16 protein-coding genes and 1 pseudogene are annotated in these 19,274 nt (G+C 66.5%); 14 read left to right on the top strand and 3 right to left on the bottom strand.

Features of this window, described 5'->3' with window-relative positions:
- Positions 1–86: 86 nt before the first annotated feature.
- Complete coding sequence (locus tag CXQ91_RS02900) at positions 87–1,175, bottom strand: acyl-CoA desaturase (protein WP_104172438.1); 1,089 nt, start codon at positions 1,173–1,175, stop codon at positions 87–89.
- Between the two features lie 167 nt (positions 1,176–1,342).
- Here CXQ91_RS02900 and argC point away from each other — a divergent pair, with 167 nt between their 5' ends.
- The 10 genes and pseudogenes from argC (at position 1,343) to CXQ91_RS02850 (ending at position 11,530) form a co-directional block, all read left to right on the top strand.
- Positions 1,343–2,374, top strand: coding sequence for an N-acetyl-gamma-glutamyl-phosphate reductase (gene argC / locus CXQ91_RS02895; protein WP_104172437.1), 1,032 nt, complete (start codon positions 1,343–1,345; stop codon positions 2,372–2,374).
- Positions 2,371–3,537 carry a bifunctional glutamate N-acetyltransferase/amino-acid acetyltransferase ArgJ gene (gene argJ, locus CXQ91_RS02890; protein ID WP_104172436.1) on the top strand — a complete coding sequence of 389 codons (1,167 nt, stop codon included), beginning with the start codon at positions 2,371–2,373 and terminating at the stop codon, positions 3,535–3,537. Before argC ends, argJ begins: the two co-directional genes overlap by 4 nt.
- A 29-nt stretch (positions 3,538–3,566) precedes the next feature.
- Complete coding sequence (argB, locus tag CXQ91_RS02885) at positions 3,567–4,526, top strand: acetylglutamate kinase (protein ID WP_104172435.1); 960 nt, start codon at positions 3,567–3,569, stop codon at positions 4,524–4,526.
- Positions 4,523–5,791: an acetylornithine transaminase gene (locus CXQ91_RS02880; protein ID WP_104172434.1), complete on the top strand. Its 1,269-nt coding sequence runs from the start codon at positions 4,523–4,525 to the stop codon at positions 5,789–5,791. Before argB ends, CXQ91_RS02880 begins: the two co-directional genes overlap by 4 nt.
- On the top strand, positions 5,788–6,783 hold the full coding sequence (gene argF, locus CXQ91_RS02875; protein ID WP_104172433.1) for an ornithine carbamoyltransferase: 996 nt from the start codon (positions 5,788–5,790) through the stop codon (positions 6,781–6,783). The genes CXQ91_RS02880 and argF overlap by 4 nt, the downstream gene beginning before the upstream one ends.
- Entirely contained in the window at positions 6,783–7,316 is a 534-nt protein-coding gene (locus tag CXQ91_RS02870; protein ID WP_104172432.1) for an arginine repressor, read from the top strand. The genes argF and CXQ91_RS02870 overlap by 1 nt, the downstream gene beginning before the upstream one ends.
- A 118-nt stretch (positions 7,317–7,434) precedes the next feature.
- Positions 7,435–8,640 carry an argininosuccinate synthase gene (locus CXQ91_RS02865; RefSeq protein ID WP_104172431.1) on the top strand — a complete coding sequence of 402 codons (1,206 nt, stop codon included), beginning with the start codon at positions 7,435–7,437 and terminating at the stop codon, positions 8,638–8,640.
- Between the two features lie 5 nt (positions 8,641–8,645).
- Positions 8,646–10,073, top strand: a complete 1,428-nt coding sequence (gene argH, locus CXQ91_RS02860; protein ID WP_104172430.1) for an argininosuccinate lyase — start codon at positions 8,646–8,648, stop codon at positions 10,071–10,073.
- Between the two features lie 148 nt (positions 10,074–10,221).
- Positions 10,222–10,762: pseudogene (locus tag CXQ91_RS02855) on the top strand (pyridoxal 5'-phosphate synthase).
- 30 nt (positions 10,763–10,792) lie between these two features.
- Positions 10,793–11,530, top strand: a complete 738-nt coding sequence (locus CXQ91_RS02850) for a maleylpyruvate isomerase family mycothiol-dependent enzyme (RefSeq protein WP_104172429.1) — start codon at positions 10,793–10,795, stop codon at positions 11,528–11,530.
- Between the two features lie 22 nt (positions 11,531–11,552).
- Here CXQ91_RS02850 and CXQ91_RS02845 read toward each other — a convergent pair whose 3' ends face one another.
- On the bottom strand, positions 11,553–12,047 hold the full coding sequence (locus tag CXQ91_RS02845) for a methylated-DNA--[protein]-cysteine S-methyltransferase (protein ID WP_104172428.1): 495 nt from the start codon (positions 12,045–12,047) through the stop codon (positions 11,553–11,555).
- Between the two features lie 59 nt (positions 12,048–12,106).
- Positions 12,107–13,627 (bottom strand): AlkA N-terminal domain-containing protein, encoded by a 1,521-nt coding sequence (locus CXQ91_RS02840; protein ID WP_104172427.1) that lies wholly within the window; start codon positions 13,625–13,627, stop codon positions 12,107–12,109.
- 94 nt (positions 13,628–13,721) lie between these two features.
- Here CXQ91_RS02840 and CXQ91_RS02835 point away from each other — a divergent pair, with 94 nt between their 5' ends.
- The 4 genes from CXQ91_RS02835 (at position 13,722) to tyrS (ending at position 18,880) form a co-directional block, all read left to right on the top strand.
- Complete coding sequence (locus tag CXQ91_RS02835) at positions 13,722–14,375, top strand: DNA-3-methyladenine glycosylase (protein ID WP_104172426.1); 654 nt, start codon at positions 13,722–13,724, stop codon at positions 14,373–14,375.
- Positions 14,376–14,458: 83 nt separating this feature from the next.
- A complete protein-coding gene (locus CXQ91_RS02830; RefSeq protein WP_104172425.1) occupies positions 14,459–15,016 on the top strand; it encodes an adenine phosphoribosyltransferase in 558 nt (185 codons plus the stop codon).
- Between the two features lie 146 nt (positions 15,017–15,162).
- The gene (locus CXQ91_RS02825; RefSeq protein WP_104172424.1) at positions 15,163–17,391 is read left to right on the top strand and encodes an AAA family ATPase; all 2,229 of its coding nucleotides are present in this window, start codon (positions 15,163–15,165) and stop codon (positions 17,389–17,391) included.
- 169 nt (positions 17,392–17,560) lie between these two features.
- A complete protein-coding gene (gene tyrS, locus CXQ91_RS02820) occupies positions 17,561–18,880 on the top strand; it encodes a tyrosine--tRNA ligase (RefSeq protein ID WP_104172423.1) in 1,320 nt (439 codons plus the stop codon).
- Positions 18,881–19,274: the final 394 nt, after the last annotated feature.

Genomic DNA, 19,274 nt, shown 5'->3' with positions numbered 1-19,274 from the left:
GCTGCCAACGACGAAGTGACGGCCGGTAACCGGCCGTCACTTCGGGTCAAACGTGGAATGCGGGTGTGCGCCTAAGCGGCGTGTGCCTAGTAGCGGCGGGTGACGGTAGCCATGGGGCATTCGAAGTGGCGGCCCGCGGAGAGGCCCACGTCATTGAGGTAACGGACAATGATGCCGTAGGACTGCAGCAGGGTGGTCTCCGTGTAGGGAACCTGGTGCTTGGCGCAGTACTCGCGGACGATCTTGGCGGCCTTGTCCAGCTGCGGGCGGGCCATGTCCGGGAACAGGTGGTGCTCGGCCTGGCGGTTCAGGCCGCCCAGCAGGATGTCCATGAAACGGCCGCCGGAGATGTTCCGGGACGTCAGGACCTGGCGGCTGAAGAAGTCCACGCGGCTGTCCGCGGGCAGGACCGGCATGCCCTTGTGGTTCGGGGCGAAGGAAGCGCCCATGTAGAAGCCGAAGACGGCGAGCTGGACGCCGATGAACGCCAGGGCCATGCCCCACGGCAGGAAAGTGAAGGTGAGGACCGGCAGAAGGCTCAGGCGTGCCAGGAGGATCGGGATTTCAACCCAGCGGTGCGTGACCTTGGCGCGGCGGAAGATGAACTTGACCGAATCGATCTGCAGGCCGAGGCCCACCAGGAACAGGAGCGGGAAGAAGAACCAGCCCTGCTTGCGGGTGAGGAAGGCGAACCGTCCCTGCCGGGCGACAACCGCTTCGGTGTGGAAAGCGATGGGCCCGGGCGCGATGTCGGGGTCCTTGGAAATGACGTTCGGGTGGTTGTGGTGCGCGCCGTGCTTCTGCTCCCACCAGGAATAGCTCATTCCGGCCACGGACGTGGCGAGCAGCCTTGCGGCCCAGTCGTTGGCACGGCGGGAGGCGAAGATCTGGCGGTGCCCGGCCTCGTGGGCCAGGAAGCTCAGCTGCGTGCACAGGATGCCCAGGGCGGCGGCGATCAGGAGCTGGAACCAGCTGTCACCGATGAGCGCGAAACCGAACCAGGTGGCGGTCATCAGGAGCGCCAGGATGGAGAACACCGTGACGTAGAAGCCGACGCGTCGTTCGAGCAGGCCCGCTGCCTTGACGCTCTTGAGGAGTTCTGAGTAGCTCAGGACAACCGCATTGGGCTGCCGGACGCGCGTCTGGGGGCGCTCCGAAGTAGTTGTGGGGGTCATGGACTCGGGGCCTCGTAACTGTTACGGGCAACGCTGCAGCCGACATTCGGACCGCACGGTCAGGATCACCCTTCTCCAAGCATACGCTCACACTCATAATGAGGGCAGGTGGGAGTTGATGCATAAATATCGGCCTCTATGCATAGTCTTGCTGTATAGTCGTTCCCATGACTATTTCTGTTGCCGTTTCCGGTGCGAGCGGTTACGCCGGCGGCGAGGTGCTTCGGCTCCTGGCCGGACACCCTGACGTCACCATCGGCGCCATCACAGCGCACAGCAACGCCGGTTCCAGACTAGGCGAATTGCAGCCGCATCTCCATGGTTTGGCCAGCCGCATCCTTGAGGACACCACCGTGGAGAACCTCTCTGGCCATGATGTGGTGTTCCTGGCACTGCCGCACGGGGCCTCCGCCGAGATCGCGGCGCAGTTGCCCGAGGGCACGGTAGTGATCGACGCCGGCGCCGACCACCGGCTGGAAGACCCCGCCGCCTGGGAAAAGTTCTACGGTTCCGCGCACGCCGGGACGTGGCCTTACGGGCTGCCCGAACTTCCGGGCCAGCGGGAAAGGCTCAAAGGAGCCAAGCGGATCGCCGTACCGGGCTGCTACCCGACGTCGGCCCTGCTGGCCCTGACCCCCGGGTTCGCCGGCAGCCTCCTCCAGCCCGACGACGTCGTGATTGTCGCTGCCTCGGGCACCTCGGGTGCCGGGAAAGCCGCGAAGGTCAACCTCATCGGCTCCGAGGTAATGGGGTCCATGAGCCCCTACGGCGTGGGCGGCGGCCACCGCCACACCCCCGAGATAGAACAGGGGCTGGGCAATGCCGCGGGTGAGGCTGTGACGGTATCCTTCACGCCCACCCTTGCCCCGATGAGCCGGGGCATCCTCACCACCGCAACGGCAAAGGTGAAGCCCGGCGTCACGGCAGCAGAGCTGCGCAGCGCCTGGGAAGAGGCGTACGACGACGAGCCGTTCGTGCACCTGCTCCCCGAAGGGCAGTGGCCCGCCACCAAGGCCGTCCAGGGCTCCAACCACGCCGTGATGCAGCTCGCCTTCGACGCCCACACCGGCCGCGTCATCGTCACGTGCGCCATCGACAACCTGACCAAGGGGACCGCCGGCGGCGCCGTGCAGTCCATGAATATCGCCCTTGGCCTGGCGGAAACCGCCGGCCTCAACCTGCAGGGAGTTGCCCCGTGACTGTTACCGCATCCAAGGGATTCCGGGCCGCCGGCGTCAAAGCCGGACTGAAGACGTCCGGGAACCCGGACCTTGCCCTCGTCGTCAACGACGGCCCCTCGAAGGCGGCAGCGGCGGTGTTCACGTCGAACCGCGTCGCCGCGGCCCCTGTGCACTGGTCGCGCCAGGTGGTCAAGGACGGCCGCGTCGACGCCGTCATCCTCAACTCGGGCGGCGCCAACGCCTGCACCGGTCCGCAGGGCTTCCAGAACACCCACGCCACTGCGGAAAAGACCGCCGAAGTGCTGGGCGTCTCGGCCACGGATATTTTTGTCTGCTCCACCGGCCTCATCGGCGAGCAGCTGCCCATGGACAAGATCATCCCGGCCATCAGTGCGGCGAAGTCGGCCCTCAGCGCCGACGGCGGCACTGCTGCTGCCACGGCGATCATGACCACGGATTCCGTGTCCAAGGAGGCCGTCTTCACCGGCAAGGACACCGAAGGCAACGAGTACACCATTGGCGGCATGGCAAAGGGCGCCGGCATGCTTGCTCCTGGGCTGGCCACCATGCTGGTGGTCATCACCACCGACGCGGACGTCCAGCCTGAAATGCTCGACGTCGTGCTCCGCGACGCCACCCGGGTCACCTTTGACCGGGCGGACTCGGACGGCTGCATGTCCACCAACGACACCGTGGTGCTGCTGGCATCCGGCGCCTCGGGTGCCGTGCCCGCCGCCAGGGACTTCGGTGCCGGACTGACGCAGGTCTGCGCCGAGCTGGCCCGCAAGCTGATCGGCGACGCCGAGGGCGCCAGCCACGACATCGCGATCCGCACTTTCAACGCCGCCAGCGAAAAGGACGCCGAGATCGTCAGCCGCGCCGTGGCCCGTTCCAACCTGTTCAAGGCCGCCATTTTCGGCAAGGACCCCAACTGGGGGCGCGTGCTCTCCGCCGTTGGCACCACCGATGCCGCATTCGAACCGGACCAGCTGAACGTTTCCATGAACGGCGTGCAGATCTGCCGGAACGGAAGCATCGGCGAGGACCGCAGCCTCGTGGACCTCGAGCCCCGCGAGGTTCTCGTGGAGATCGACCTGCAGGCCGGAGAGGCCGAGGCCACGATCTGGACCAACGACCTCACGCACGACTACGTCCACGAAAACAGCGCCTACTCAAGCTAGGTGGCGCACCCACCTTCCGGGGAGACAGCATGAACACCCAGACACGCGAGACCACGTCCATGAGCGATGCCCAGGACAAAGCCGGCACGCTGATTGAGGCCCTTCCGTGGATCCAGCGATTCGCCGGTTCCACCATGGTGATCAAGTACGGCGGCAACGCCATGGTCAACGAGGAGCTCCGCCGTGCATTTGCTGAGGACGTGGTGTTCCTGCACCATGTGGGAATCCACCCCGTCGTGGTGCACGGCGGCGGTCCGCAGATCAACGCCATGCTCAGCCGCCTGGGCATAGAGTCCGAATTCAAAGGCGGCCTGCGCGTCACCACCCCCGAAGCCATGGACGTGGTCCGCATGGTGCTGACCGGCCAGGTGGGCCGCGAACTCGTGGGCCTCATCAATTCCCATGGCCCCTACGCCGTCGGCATGTCCGGAGAGGACGGCGGCCTGCTGCGCGCCGTCCGCACGGGAACCGTCGTGGACGGCGAAGAAGTGGACCTGGGCCTCGTCGGCGAGGTCGTCGGCGTCAACCCGGAAGGCATCGTTGATATCCTCGCGGCCGGCCGGATCCCGGTGATTTCGACTGTTGCCCCGGAAATCATTGACGAGGGCAGCAGTGAGGAAGGTACCCGGCGGTTCCAGACCACCGGGCAGGTCCTCAACGTCAACGCGGACACCGCGGCAGCCGCCGTCGCCTCTGCCCTGGGCGCCTCCAAACTGGTCATTCTCACCGACGTCGAGGGCCTTTACGCGAACTGGCCGGACAGGTCATCGCTCATCTCGTCCCTGACGGCGTCGGAGCTGCGGGAGATGCTGCCGCGGCTTGAGTCGGGCATGATCCCCAAAATGGCCGCCTGCCTGAAGGCGGTCGACGAAGGAGTGGAGCGCGCGCACATTGTGGACGGGCGCCTGCCGCACTCCATGCTGCTGGAAACATTCACTGCTGCGGGCATTGGCACGCAGGTGGTCCCGGACGAGGAAACGAACGCATGAGCCAGATTGAAAAGTCCCCGGTGGTCGAACTGGTGGAGACCCGTGGCCACACCACCGGAGCCGAGTGGCTGACCCGTTACTCCGCCTCACTCATGGGCGTCTTCGGCACGCCGCAGCGTGTCCTGGTCCGCGGCGCAGGATGCCTGGTCTGGGACGCGGACGGCAAGGAGTATCTGGACCTGCTGGGCGGCATCGCCGTGAACGCCATGGGCCACGCCCACCCGTTCGTGACGTCGGTGATTTCCAGCCAGCTGGCCACCCTGGGCCACGTCTCCAACTTCTTCACCAGCCCCACGCAGATCGCGCTGGCCGAAAAGCTGCTCGAACTGAGCAAGGCACCGGCCGGTTCCAAGGTGTTCTTCGCGAACTCCGGAACCGAAGCCGTCGAGGCGGCGTTCAAGCTGGCGCGCCGCAACTCCGGCGCAGGCGCGGATGGAAGCGAGAAAACACGGACCAAGATCATCGCGCTGGAGGGCGCCTTCCACGGCAGGACCATGGGTGCCCTGGCGCTTACCGCCAAGGAAGCGTACCGGGCGCCGTTTGAACCGCTGCCCGGCGGTGTGGTGCACATCCCGTTCGGGGACATCGACGCCCTCGTGGAAGCCATCGATGAAACGACAGCGGCTGTTTTCCTCGAACCGATCCAGGGCGAAGCCGGTGTCCGGCCGCTGCCCGCCGGCTACCTGCAGGCCGCGCGCGAAGCCACCACGAAGGCAGGCGCACTGCTGATCCTCGACGAAGTCCAGACCGGCATCGGCCGCACCGGCAAATGGCTAGCCAGTGAAGATGCCGGGATCGTGCCCGACGCCGTGACCCTCGCCAAGGGCCTGGGCGGCGGCTTCCCCATCGGGGCGCTGGTCACCTTCGGTCCTGAGACGTCCGCACTCCTGACGGCCGGCCAGCACGGCACCACTTTCGGCGGGAACCCGGTGGCTACAGCCGCCGCGCTGGCCACGCTGCACGCGATTGAGAGCCAGCGCGTCCTGGACAACGTCCGCAGTGTGGGGGAACGCCTCCGCGCGAAGCTGGCCGAGGTGGACGGCGTCACGGAAGTGCGCGGCGAAGGCCTGCTGATCGGCTTTGACCTGGACGCGGACGTCGCGCCCGCCGTGGTCACCGCCGGATTGGAGGCCAGTTTCATCGTCAACAGCCCCGGTCCGCGCACCATCCGCCTCGCCCCGCCGCTGATCCTGACCGCCGAACAGGCCGACAGCTTCGTCCAGGCACTGCCCATGCTCCTCCAGACCGCAAAGGATGCCCAGTGACCAGCTCCGCAACCACCCGTCACTTCCTCAAGGACACCGACCTCACCCCGGCCGAGCAGGCCGAGGTCCTGGACCTCGCCGTGCGCATGAAGGCCGCGCCCTACAGCGTCCAGCCATTCGCCGCTGAAGGCAGCGGACGGAAAACCGTCGCCGTCATCTTCGACAAAACCTCCACCCGGACCCGGGTCTCCTTCGCCACCGGCGTGGCGGACATGGGCGGAAACGCCCTGATCATCAACCCGGGGGAGGCGCAGATCGGCCACAAGGAATCGGTGGAGGACACGGCCAAGGTCCTGGAGCGCATGGTCTCCACCATCGTCTGGCGGACCGGCGCACACGCCGGGCTCGTGGCCATGGCCGAAAATTCCAAGGTCCCGGTCATCAACGCCCTATGCGACGACTACCACCCCTGCCAGCTGCTGGCGGACCTGCTTGCCGTCAAGGAGCACAAGGGCGAGCTCACGGGCCTCACCATGAGCTACCTTGGCGACTCCGCCAACAACATGGCGAACTCCTACCTGCTGGCCGGCGTGACAGCCGGGATGCACGTGCGCATCGCCGGTCCGGACGGCTACCTGCCGTCCGCCGACATCGTGGCTGCGGCGGAAGAGCGGGCAGCGGAAACGGGCGGCTCGGTCCTGATCACCACGGACGCCGCGGAGGCGCTCAAGGGTGCCGACGTCGTCGCCACCGACACCTGGGTGTCCATGGGCCAGGAGGCCGAAAAGGAAGCCCGGCTACAGCTGTTCCGCGAATACTCCGTGGATGAAGCGGCGATGCAGCTGGCGGCGCCGGACGCCGTCGTGCTTCACTGCCTGCCGGCGTACCGGGGCTACGAGATCTCCGCGGGAGTCATTGACGGCCCGCAGTCGATCGTCTGGGACGAGGCGGAAAATCGCCTGCACGCCCAGAAGGCACTGATGGCCTGGCTCATGCACCGGTCGGGTCTGGCCGTTGTTGACGGGCTGGCACCGGTCGGGGGACGCGGATAATGTCCGTCCCCCCGGCGGCGCAGGGCCCGAGTCCGGCCACCAAAACGGCCAGGCTGGCGCGGATTACCGCGATCCTGACCGGCGAGTCGGTCCGCTCTCAGGCGGAGCTGGCCGCGCTGCTGGCGGACGACGGCGTCCAGGTCACCCAGGCCACGCTGTCCCGCGACCTCGTGGAGCTCGGCGCAGTCCGGGTCCGCGGCAAGGACGGCGTGCTCGTCTACGCCGTTCCGGGGGAGGGCGGGGAGCGTGCGGCCAAGTCCGGCGTCACGCAGGAGATCCTGGACGCCCGCCTTGCCCGGCTGTGCGGCGAACTGCTCGTCACGGCCGAAGCTTCGGCGAACATCGTGGTGCTCAGGACCCCGCCGGGAGCGGCGAACTTCCTCGCCCTGGCAATCGACCATTCGGTCATGCCCTCCATCCTGGGGAGCATCGCCGGGGATGACACCGTGCTGCTGGTCACGCGGGACCCGATGGGCGGCGCGGAGGTGGCCGCCCGCTTCCTGCAGTTCGCCGAGGAAGCCGGCAGCCAATAGCCGGCGGAACGCCGCGGGATTGGGCCCGCCACAGCGATGTGACAGGCTCTTAGCAGATAGCTTCACCAACAACTTTCATCAGACATCAAGCATCACCAAACAACTAAGGAGCATTTCCGTGACTGAGCGTATTGTTCTGGCCTACTCCGGTGGCCTGGATACTTCCGTAGCCATCGGCTGGATCGGCGAAGCCACCGGCGCCGAGGTCATCGCCGTGGCGGTCGACGTCGGACAGGGCGGCGAGTCGCTGGAGACCATCCGCCAGCGCGCGCTGGGCTGCGGCGCCGTCGAAGCCTACGTGGCCGACGCCAGCGATGAGTTCGCCAACGAATACTGCATGCCCACGCTGAAGGCCAACGCCCTCTACCAGGGCCACTACCCGCTGGTCTCCGCGATTTCCCGCCCGGTGATCGTCAAGCACCTGGTCAAGGCCGCCCGCGAATTCGGCGCCACCACCGTGGCCCACGGCTGCACCGGCAAGGGCAACGACCAGGTCCGCTTCGAGGTCGGCATCCAGACCCTCGGCCCGGACCTGAAGTGCATCGCCCCGGTCCGCGACCTCGCCCTGACCCGCGACAAGGCCATCGCCTTCGCCGAGGAAAAGGGACTGCCGATCGAGACCACCAAGAAGAACCCGTACTCGATCGACCAGAACGTCTGGGGCCGCGCCGTCGAAACCGGCTACCTCGAGGACATCTGGAACGCCCCCACCAAGGACATCTACGACTACACCGCCACCCCGGAATTCCCGCCGGCCCCGGATGAGGTCACCATCTCCTTCGAAGCCGGTGTTCCGGTAGCGATCGACGGCGTCAAGGTCACCCCGCTGCAGGCCATCAAGGAACTCAACCGCCGCGCCGGCGCCCAGGGCGTGGGCCGCATCGACGTTGTCGAGGACCGCCTCGTCGGCATCAAGTCCCGCGAGATCTACGAAGCTCCGGGCGCCATGGCGCTGATCACCGCGCACAAGCACCTCGAGGACATCACCGTTGAGCGCGAGCAGGCCCGCTTCAAGGCGACTGTCGGCCAGCGCTGGTCCGAACTGGTGTACGACGGCCAGTGGTTCTCCCCGCTCAAGCGCTCCCTGGACGCCTTCATCGAGGACACCCAGAAGTACGTCTCCGGCGACATCCGCATGACCCTGCACGGTGGCCAGGCAGTAGTCAACGGCCGCCGCTCCGACACCTCGCTCTACGACTTCGACCTCGCCACCTACGACACCGGCGATACGTTCGACCAGTCCATGGCGCGCGGCTTCATCGAGCTGTGGGGCATGTCCGCCAAGGTGGCCTCCGGCCGCGACATCCGCGTCGCAGGAAAGTAGCCCCTGTGGCTGAACAGAAGTCAGAAGCTACCAACACGGGCGCCCTGTGGGGTGGCCGCTTTGCCGGCGGCCCCGCAGACGCCCTGGCGGCACTGAGCAAGTCCACGCACTTTGACTGGCGGCTGGCCCGCTATGACATCGCCGGATCCAAGGCGCACGCCCGCGTGCTGCACAAGGCCGGGCTGCTGGACGATGCCGAGCTCGAAGGCATGCTCGCTGCCCTGACGCAGCTGGACGACGACGTTGCCTCCGGCGCCTACCTGCCAGCGGAGTCCGATGAGGACGTCCACGGCTCGCTGGAACGCGGGCTCATCGAGCGCGCCGGCACCCAGCTGGGCGGCAAGCTCCGCGCCGGGCGGTCGCGGAACGACCAGGTGGCCACGCTCGGCCGGATGTTCCTGCGCGACCACGCCCGGATCATTGCCCGCGGCGTGCTGGCAACGATCGAGGCACTGGTGGGCCAGGCCAAGGCGCACCAGGGTGTGGCCATGCCCGGCCGGACCCACCTCCAGCACGCCCAGCCGGTCCTGCTCAGCCACCACCTGCTGGCCCACGCCTGGGCACTGCTGCGCGATGTGCAGCGGCTCCAGGACTGGGACAAACGCGCAGGCGTTTCGCCCTACGGCTCGGGGGCCCTCGCGGGCTCCTCGCTTGGCCTGGACCCTGAGGCCGTGGCCGCGGACCTGGGCTTCTTCTCGGCAACGCACAACTCGATCGACGGCACCGCTTCCCGCGACGTCTTCGCCGAGTTCGCCTGGGTCACCGCCATGATCGGCGTGGACCTGTCGCGGGTCTCGGAGGAAGTCATCCTGTGGGCCACGAAGGAATTCTCCTTCGTCACCCTGCACGATTCCTACTCCACCGGTTCCTCGATCATGCCGCAGAAGAAGAACCCGGATGTGGCTGAACTGGCGCGCGGGAAGGCCGGCCGGCTGATCGGCAACCTGACCGGGCTGCTGGCCACGCTCAAGGGCCTGCCGCTCGCGTACAACCGCGACCTGCAGGAGGACAAGGAGCCGGTTTTCGACGCCGCCGACACGCTGGAAGTCCTGCTCCCGGCAGTCTCCGGCATGATCGCGACGTTGAAGTTCAACACCGAACGGATGGAGTCGCTGGCACCCCAGGGCTTTGCGCTGGCCACGGACATTGCCGAATGGCTGGTCCGCCAGGGTGTTCCGTTCCGCGAGGCGCACGAGCTCTCCGGAGCCGCGGTCAAGCAGGCCGAAAGCCGGGATGTTGAGCTGTGGGACCTCACGGATGAGGAATTCGCCGCGATCTCGGAGCACCTGACGCCGGAGGTCCGCACGGTCCTGTCCACCGAAGGTTCGCTCAACAGCCGCAACTCCCAGGGCGGAACGGCGCCGGCCGCCGTCGAACGCCAACTGCTCGCGCTGGAAGCAGAGCTTGCCGGCGTGCGGGAGTACGCCGGCTAACAGCCGCACGCTCTCTCACTTCCTGCAGCTTCTTGGCCAACGCTCTCTCACTTTCCTCAAGAAAGTGAGAGAGCGTTGCCGATTTTCCTGCGAAAAGTGAGAGAGCGTTGCGCGTTAACGACCGAAAGCTCCCCGCTACCATTGCGCCATGAGCGAATCCTTCCGCCAGTACCTCCGTGCCCTGCCGGACTTCCCGGAGGATCTTCCGGATTTTGACGCGGCGTCGGCCCCAGCGGACCCGGCCGAACTGTTCCGGCGGTGGCTCGCGGAAGCGCTGGCCGCGGGGGAGCCGCAACCCCACGCGTGCAGCCTGGCCACCGTGGGTGGCCGGGGCGCAACCGTCGTCCCGGATGCTGATCCTGAAGGACATCGACGACGACGGCTGGCACATCGCGACGTCCCGCACCTCACGCAAGGGGCGGGAACTCGCAGCGAACCCGAAGGCTGCGCTGAATTTCAACTGGTCGCTGCAAGGCAGGCAGGTCCGTGTGGCCGGCCGCGTCGTGGAGCTTTCCGCGGAGGCTTCGGCGGCGGACTGGGACGCCCGGCCCGCGGCGGACGGCAGCAGGAACCCGGACTGGCAGCTCTACGCCATCCAGCCACTGGAGATTGAGTTCTGGCAGGCCCGCCACGACCGCCGCCACGTGCGCCACCGCTATGGTCCGGGCCGGGAGAACGGGCTGCGTTAAGTCGGATTAACTGTCCGCTACGATTGCGGTATGACCGCAATCACACCGGACGCACTGCTCACCGAACTCCACAAAGCTGCCGACGTCGTTGCCTCCCAGGCCGGCAAACTCACCGAAGCCGACGTCCCGGCACCGTCCACGTTGCCCGGCTGGACGCGCGGGCACGTCCTGGCGCACGTCGCCGGGATCTCCAACGCCATGGCCCGGCAACTCGAATTCGCCGGCCGCGGGGAGACGGTTGATCTCTACGACGGCGGCTATGACGGCCGCACGAAGGCCATCGAGATGGCTGCCGGGCACACCCTGGCGCAACACCGTGCCGATCTGGACTCTGCGCTGGAACGGGCCCTGCGGGCCTTCGATTCTTTGGATGCTGCCGGCTGGCAGGCGCCGATTTCCTACCGCGGCGGAGTGGTGCTGGACGGCGGTTCCGCACTGTGGCGGGAACTCGTGATCCACACCTCGGACCTCAACACCGGACTCGGTCCGGAAACCTGGAGCCGCACGTTCTGCGAACAGCTGTTCGGATTCCTGGCAGCCCGCGTGCCGGAGGGGCAGAAGTTCGTCCTCCAGCCACTGGGCCTGCCGCCGGTGAGCATTGGCACGGGAAACCGGTCCACTGTCATCAACGGAATGCTGACTGACATCGCCGCCTGGCTGGCGGGACGCGAACCTTCGCTGGGGAGCCTGCGCGCGTCTGCTGCTGCCGACGGAGTTGACCTCCCGGAGCTCCTACCCTGGCCCTCGGGCGTTCCGATCACCAAATAGCCGGCAGCGCACGCCGCTGGCGTCAGCGTTTTTCCCGTCCCAGCAGGCTCTCCTTGACCGTGAGCCCCCACCTGAATCCGCCCAGGGTGCCGTCCGTCCGCACCACGCGGTGGCACGGCACGAACAGGGCTGCAGCGTTGAAGGCACACGCACTGGCCGCGGCCCGGACAGCCTTCGGGTTCCCGGACAGTTCAGCGTATTCGGTATACGTCACCGGCCGTCCGGGGCTGACTGTCCGGAGCACGTCCCAGGCATGGCTGCGGAACGGCCCGGACTTCTGCAGCACCGGCACCCGCATGGCGGGCTCCGGATCGCCGGCGTAGAAAGCATCCACGGCGTCAGAAATTTCGCCCAGCTCAAGAACCGGAACGAACTCATCCGGCAGCAGTTCAGGATGGATCTGGCCGGTCAGCTCCGCCGGTTCCGCGGTCCAGCCGGACGCCAGCACGGCACCGTCGCGGGCAATGATGGTGAACGGGCCGTCCGGGGTGGACATGGTCAGCAGTTGGGCTTTCATGGCTTCACTTTCTGGGTTAAGTCTTCTTGGGTCACGATTTTTTGGGTCATGTCTTTTGGTCAACCTGCCGGAACGGCAGACAGCGTGGGTGCCGGGAGCTTGGGTTTGGGCTTGGTGCGCAGGGCCGCGGCGCGCCAGAGGTGCATGGTGGCATACGAACGCCAGGGGCGTACTTCGGTGAAGTCCGGGCTGTGTTCGCCGGGCAGCCGGTGGTCCTCCTGTGTTGCAGCGTCGAGCGCAAGGATCCCGTTTTTCACCGCGGCGTCGTTGGCCAGGAACACATCCGGGGCACCGATCACCCGCATGGCAACGTATCCCACGGTCCACGGTCCCACCCCGGGGAGCGGGAGGAGCTTGGCCTGCAACCCGGCGAGGTCGTCGCCGTAGCCGAATTCCAGGCTGCCGGAGGCCATCGCGGCAGCGGCGGTACGGACGGAATCGATCCGCCGCTGCGGACCACGCAGCAGGCCGAAGCCGGGGTCGGCGATCTGGGCGGCCGTGGGGAACAGCCTGTGCAGGCCGTCCGCGGGCACCAGGCTCTCGCTTCCGCAGGCGGACAGCTGGGTCAGTGCGGTCCGGGCAGCCGCGACGGTGATCTGCTGTCCGATCATGGCGCGGATCAGCAGCTCCTGCGGATCCACGGCCCCGGGCATCCGCATGCCGGGCAGGGCCTTTACCGCCGGCGCCAGCCGCGGATCGGCTGCCAGCGCGCTGTCGATGGCCACCGGGTCGGCATCGAGGTCCAGGAGCCGCCGGACCCGGCTCAGCAATGATGGCAGATCCCGCAGGTCCACCGCCCCGATGGTGAGGATCAGGGGCCGCCCCGGGGCGCCGTCGTCGTACTCAACGCTGAAGCGGGCATCGGCGTGGGGGAGCCGCAGGGTCCTTGCGTAGGAGGTTGCGGTGCCGGTCTCGATCCCGGGGATGGACCGGACCGCGAGGAAGTCGAAGATGCCCGGATCGAACGGTTCACGGTAAGGCAGGCTGAGCGTCAATGCCGTGGTGGCGGCCGGTGCCCGGTGGTGGCGGGCGGTTCCCCGCAGCGCCGTCGGAGTCATGGCGAAGACCTCGCCGATGGTTTCGTTGAACTGGCGGACGCTGCTGAACCCGGCCGCGAAGGCAACGTCGGCAAGCTTCATCCGGGTGGACACCAGAAGAGTCCGGGCGGTCTGCGCCCTGCTGGCCCGTGCCAGCGACAACGGACCGGCGCCCAGCTCGTGGCTCAGGATCCGGTTGAGCTGCCGTGAGGAATATCCGAGCCGCGAGGCCAGCCCCTCCACGCCGTCGCGGTTGATCACGCCGTCGTTGATGAGCCGCATGGCCCGGCCCGCAATGTCGGAACGGATGTTCCACGCGGGCGTGCCCGGAACAGCTTCCGGAAGGCAGCGCTTGCAGGCCCGGTACCCCGCGTCGTGGGCGGCAGCGGAGGTTTCGTAGAACGTGACGTTCTCCGCCTTCGGCGTCCTGGCCGGGCACGACGGACGGCAGTAGATGCCAGTGGTCCGGACAGCCGTGTAGAACTGCCCGTCGAAGCGGGTGTCGCGGGCATCGATTGCCCGGTAGCGCTGCCAGAAGTCCATGGCTCCATCCTGTCAGCTCGCCGCACCCTGTGCTAGCGGAAATCGGACACGGCCGTGGCGGCTTGGTTGAGGCGGTCTTTGTTAAAGTCGATGCATGAGCAGCAGCCCGCCACGAGCCGGACACGAACACTCCGTGCGTCAGCTGCTGTCCGGGGACGCCCGGCATGTGGCGCCACAGCTGCTCGGCGCCGTGCTCAGCTACGCCAGTCCCGAAGGTTCGGTCTCGGTGCGGATCACCGAGGTGGAGGCCTACCTCGGTCCGCACGACTCGCAGCACCCGGACCCCGGATCGCACACCTTCCGCGGACCCACTGGACGCAACAAGCCCATGTTCGGACCGGCCGGGCACCTGTACGTCTACTTCACTTACGGGATGCACTACTGCGCCAACATTGTCTGCGGACCGCCGGGCGTTGCCTCTGCGCTCCTGCTCCGCGGCGGGGAAATAGTGGGCGGCGAGGAACTTGCCCGCGCCAGGCGTCCGGCGTCGAAATCCCCCAAGGACCTGGCCAGCGGGCCTGCCCGGCTGGCCACGGCGCTGGGACTGACGACGACGGACAGCGGCCGGGACGCCCTCAGCGAACCGTTCAGGTTGGAGCTGCCGGTGTCACGGGCACGCGACATCAGCACGGGGCCGCGCGTCGGGGTTTCAGGTGCGGGCGGCAGCCACGCCTATCCGTGGCGGTACTGGCTGACCGGTGATCCCACGGTCTCGCGCTACAAGGCCGCGAAAGCCCGTCCGGTTTAGGCGCCGCTGCTACACGGGTTTACGCGCCGCTGCCACACGGGGCGGACCGTGAAGAATGGCCGCGACCGGCATAGGGTGGATGCGTGAATCAAAGCGAGCCGGGCCAAGCCAGAAGAACCGTTCCCGTGGACCAGCTGATCAACAGCCTGTGCGCCACGGTACCGGACTACCCCAAGCCGGGAATCGTGTTCAGGGACCTGACGCCCGTCTTTGCCAACGGTGCGGCGCTGCACGCTGTTGTGGACGCACTGGTTGAACCGTTCAAAGGACAGTTCGACGCCGTCGCCGGAGTTGAGGCCCGCGGCTTCCTGTTGGCAGCCGCTGCCGCTTACGCCACCAACACGGGCGTCATCACGGTCCGGAAAGCCGGCAAACTCCCTCGCAAGGTGGTCGCGGAGGACTACGCGCTGGAGTACGGCACCGCAACCCTTGAACTGCACACCACCGACCTGCCGGCCGGAAGCCGTGTACTGATTCTCGACGACGTCCTGGCCACCGGCGGCACGCTCGGTGCCGCCACGAGGCTGTTCGAACGCTGCGGAATCCACGTTGCCGGGGTGGGCGTGGTCATGGAGCTCGGCGAGCTGCGCGGGCGTTCGGCACTTACCGGCCACCGTGTCCGCTCGCTCATCAGGATCTGACGTGGTCCCGCCGGGACCAGTGCCGCGGGGAGTCCGGCCGCGCGGAGTTTGGCGCCGGAAAACGGCGAAACTGAAATGTTTCAGGCGCGTCCATCAAAATGGTTGTAGAATGGACGGTCCGTCTTTTGCGATAGGGGAAAGTCTCGATGCTCGACGCTGATTTGGCCCATGAACGGGACTATGTTGCTGGACTGTATGCCCGCTTGGATGAACTGCGCGCGGAAAAGCGCACTCAACTCGCCCAGGTCCGCCGTGCCGGAGCCGTGGGAACCATGCAGAATGTTTCCGAACGGGACGCCTTCGCGGCCCTCTATGAGGACCGCCTGGCGCAGCTCGATGCCGTGGACGACCGGCTGGTATTCGGCCGCCTCGACCTGGACTCGGGGGAGGCCCAGTACATCGGCCGTATCGGCCTCACCACGGACGACCTCCAGCGGCTCATGGTTGACTGGCGCGCGCCCGAGGCCGGGCACTTCTACCAGGCCACGGCCTTCGACCGCCAGGGCGTACGCCGTCGCCGCCACCTGATCCTGCAGGGCCGTGAGGTCAAGGCCATTGAAGATGACGTCCTTGACGCCGGCATGCTGGCCGACAATGAATCGCTGCAGGGGGAGGGTGCGCTGCTGGCGGCCCTGAACTCCAAGCGCACCGGACGCATGTCGGACATCGTGGGCACCATCCAGTCCGAACAGGACAGGATCATCCGCTCCTCCATCTCCGGAGCCGTCGTCGTCCAGGGTGGCCCCGGAACGGGCAAGACCGCCGTCGCACTGCACCGGGCCGCGTACCTGCTTTATACCCACCGCGACCGGCTCAAGACTGCCGGCGTGCTCCTCGTGGGCCCGTCGTCGTCGTTCATGAAGTACATCGAGCGCGTCCTGCCGTCCCTCGGCGAGACGGGCGTCGTTATGGCGAGCGTCGGCCGGCTGATGCCGGGCATCAATGCCGTACCGGAACAGGAATCGGACGTCGCAGCGGTCAAGGGACGGCTGTCCATGGCCGAGGTGGTGGCCAACGCGGTGTCCAACCGGCAGCGCATTCCGGCCGAGAACCGGATCCTTGAAGTGGACGGCCGCAAGCTGGTCCTGACCCCGCGCCAGGTGCGCCGGGCACGGGAAAAGGCCCGCGCCACCCACAAGCCGCACAACGAGGCGCGCCTGACGTTCGTGAAGATCCTGCTCCGCGAGCTGACCGAACAGATGACCGAGCTCGTTGAGGCCGGCAGCATCGGCAACAACGCGGACCGCTCGTATCTGGCCGAGGACGTCCGCACGGCGCGCGATGTCCGGATCGCACTGAATCTCTGCTGGATGCCGATGACACCGGAAAAGCTCATCTCCGAGCTGTTCAGCAAGCCGGCCATCCTGGAAGCCTGCACCCCTGACCTCACCGACGCTGAGCGTGCTCTGCTCAGCCGTCCCGTCGACAGCCCGTGGACCGAAGCGGACGTGCCGTTGCTGGATGAAGCCGCCGAGCTGCTCGGCGAGCTTGATCCCGCGGCCGGCCGCGGACTGGCTCAGCAGGAGCACGACCGCGCACGGGACATCGCCAACGCGAAGCAGACGCTGGTGAACATGGAGACCGCCGGCGTGGACGTGCTGATGACGGCCGAGGAACTCGTCGACCAGAACCAGGAGCGCGAAGCGCGGCTCACTGCGGCGGAGCGGGCAACCAGCGACCGCACCTGGGCCTTCGGGCACATTGTGGTTGACGAGGCCCAGGAACTGTCGCCGATGCAGTGGCGCCTGCTGGTCCGGCGCTGCCCGTTGAAGTCGTTCACGATCGTCGGCGACATCGCCCAGACCAGTTCCGTAGCGGGTGCCAATTCCTGGCAGGGCGCGCTGGAACCGATGTTCGGCGACCGCTGGCAGCTCGAGGAACTGACGGTCAACTACCGCACGCCGTCACAGATCGCTGAAGCAGCGGCCAGGATGGCCACCGCTGCAGGGCTGGTTGTTTCGGCCCCCAAGGCCGTCCGCGAAGGCCGCTGGTCGCCGATCATTGACCGTGTGGATGACGGTTCTGTGGTCAGCCGGCTCGTGGAGGTCCTCCCGGACGAGCTGGACGCGCTCGACGGCGGCTTGCTCGCCGTGATTGCCGACGGCGAACTGCTGCCGCAGGCCACGTCGGCGCTGCGCGCCGCCTACGGCCGGCGCGTCGGTACCGGTGCCGGCAGCTACGAGCAGGACATTGTCGTCATCAGCCCGAGGGAAGCCAAGGGCCTGGAGTTCGACGGCGTTGTGGTGCTGGAGCCGGCCATGATGCTCAACCACGAGCACGGACGGGTAGGCGACCTTTACGTTGCCATGACCCGGCCAACGCAGCGGCTGCGGCTGATCGCAGCCGCCCCGGTGCCGGCAGGCATCGAACGCTAATCCCCGATGGCGGGAGGACCGGACCCTACCGGCCTCCTGCCGTCCCGGCGGCACCGTCACGCTGCGCTGGCCGGACTTGTCACGCTGCGCTGGCCGGACTTGTCACGCTGCGCTGGCCGGACTTGTCACGCTGCGCTGGGGACCAGCCAATCCTGCTAACTTAGATCACGTGTCCCAACTAAATGATCTCGAGTCCCAGCAGAACGACCCGGGCTTTGCCAACATCTGGCAAGAGCTCAACTGGCGCGGCCTAGTCCACGTTTCCACTGATGAAGTGGAACTGGAGAAGCTGCTCGCGGGGGACCCGATCACCTATTACTGCGGGTTCGACCCCACAGCACCCAGCCTGCACCTGGGCAACCTCGTGCAGTTGCTCCTGATGCGCAGGCTCCAGCTGGCCGGGCATAAACCCCTGGGCCTCGTTGGCGGGTCGACAGGACTGATCGGTGACCCGCGGCCGACGGCGGAACGCACCTTGAACACCAAAGACACTGTCTCTGAGTGGGTCGGTTACCTCCAGGCACAGGTCCGCCGCTTCCTGAGCTTCGAAGGCGAAAACGCCGCCAGGATGGTCAACAACCTGGACTGGACCGCCCCGCTGAGCGCGATCGACTTCCTTCGCGAAATCGGAAAGCACTTCCGTGTCGGCACCATGCTCCGCAAGGACGCCGTTGCCTCTCGCCTCAGCTCGGATGAAGGCATCAGCTACACCGAGTTCAGCTACCAGATCCTCCAGGGTATGGATTACCTGCAGCTCTTCCGGGACTACGGTTGCGTCCTGGAGACTGGGGGATCGGACCAGTGGGGCAACCTGACCAGCGGCACCGAACTCATCCGCAAGGTTGAAGGCAAGCACGTGCACGCACTCGGTACGCCGCTCATCACCAATTCGGACGGCACCAAGTTCGGCAAGAGCGAAGGCAACGCCATCTGGCTCGATCCGGAGATGTGCAGCCCGTACGCCTTTTACCAGTTCTGGCTTAACACGGCCGATGCCGACGTTGCGGCGAGGCTGAAGGTCTTCACTTTCCTGACCCGCGCCGAAATCGAAGCCTTGGAAGTTTCCATTGCCGAGCGTCCCTTTGCACGGGAGGGCCAGCGGAGGCTTGCGTTCGAAGTGACCTCGCTTGTCCATGGCGAGGAAGCAACTGAGAAGGTCATCGCCGCCTCGGCGGCACTGTTCGGTGGCGGGGACCTCGCGGCTCTGGACGAGCGCACCCTTGCGGCCGCAACCGCTGAACTGCCTTTGGCCCGCATTAACGCCGACGGCCTCGGCATCGTTGACCTGCTCGTGGCCTCCGGGCTCTCGGACAGCAAGTCGGCCGCCCGCCGGACCGTGGGTGAGGGCGGCGCCTATGTAAACAACACCAAGGTGACCGATCCCGACGCGGTCATTCCAGGAACCGAACTCCTGCACGGGCGCTACCTGCTGCTGCGCCGGGGGAAGAAGAATCTGGCGACCGTGGAAGTAGCACTGTCCTCGAACTAGCAGTCTCCAGGAGCCAACCGCACGCTCCTTCCCGGCCGATTTGCACGGCCGGGGAGGAGCGTGTATTGTTTTCTGAGTCGCCGCCGCTGAGTGGTGACAGACCCCCTACAAATGAGAAGCAATTCTTCATGCGCAAGGCGCAGAGATGGAAAATTGCTTCACGTTTTGCTGGGCGGATTCATTCCATCAAGTGAATTTCTGGAGAATATCCGGATTTGCAAAGTGGAAATGAATGAAATAAGCTAGAAACATCGCAGCGAAGAAATACTAACAAAGAATTCATCGGAATTCAAATATTTGTTTGAGAAGTATTCGAATGTGTCTGTTGTTTGAGAACTCAATAGTGTGCCAAGTTTGTTGATACCAATTTATTTATATGGATTGGTTGGATTTG

This window comes from Arthrobacter sp. Y81 (assembly GCF_002929335.1).
Lineage (GTDB): Bacteria > Actinomycetota > Actinomycetes > Actinomycetales > Micrococcaceae > Arthrobacter.
This window is presented reverse-complemented; position numbering and strand designations above follow the sequence as displayed.

Coding starts and splice junctions, on each gene's coding strand:
- CXQ91_RS02900 (WP_104172438.1), bottom strand. CDS start 1,175: ATGACCCCCACAACTACTTCGGAGCGCCCCCAGACGCGCGTCCGGCAG.
- argC (WP_104172437.1), top strand. CDS start 1,343: ATGACTATTTCTGTTGCCGTTTCCGGTGCGAGCGGTTACGCCGGCGGC.
- argB (WP_104172435.1), top strand. CDS start 3,567: ATGAACACCCAGACACGCGAGACCACGTCCATGAGCGATGCCCAGGAC.
- CXQ91_RS02880 (WP_104172434.1), top strand. CDS start 4,523: ATGAGCCAGATTGAAAAGTCCCCGGTGGTCGAACTGGTGGAGACCCGT.
- CXQ91_RS02870 (WP_104172432.1), top strand. CDS start 6,783: ATGTCCGTCCCCCCGGCGGCGCAGGGCCCGAGTCCGGCCACCAAAACG.
- CXQ91_RS02850 (WP_104172429.1), top strand. CDS start 10,793: ATGACCGCAATCACACCGGACGCACTGCTCACCGAACTCCACAAAGCT.
- CXQ91_RS02845 (WP_104172428.1), bottom strand. CDS start 12,047: ATGAAAGCCCAACTGCTGACCATGTCCACCCCGGACGGCCCGTTCACC.
- CXQ91_RS02840 (WP_104172427.1), bottom strand. CDS start 13,627: ATGGACTTCTGGCAGCGCTACCGGGCAATCGATGCCCGCGACACCCGC.
- CXQ91_RS02835 (WP_104172426.1), top strand. CDS start 13,722: ATGAGCAGCAGCCCGCCACGAGCCGGACACGAACACTCCGTGCGTCAG.
- CXQ91_RS02825 (WP_104172424.1), top strand. CDS start 15,163: ATGCTCGACGCTGATTTGGCCCATGAACGGGACTATGTTGCTGGACTG.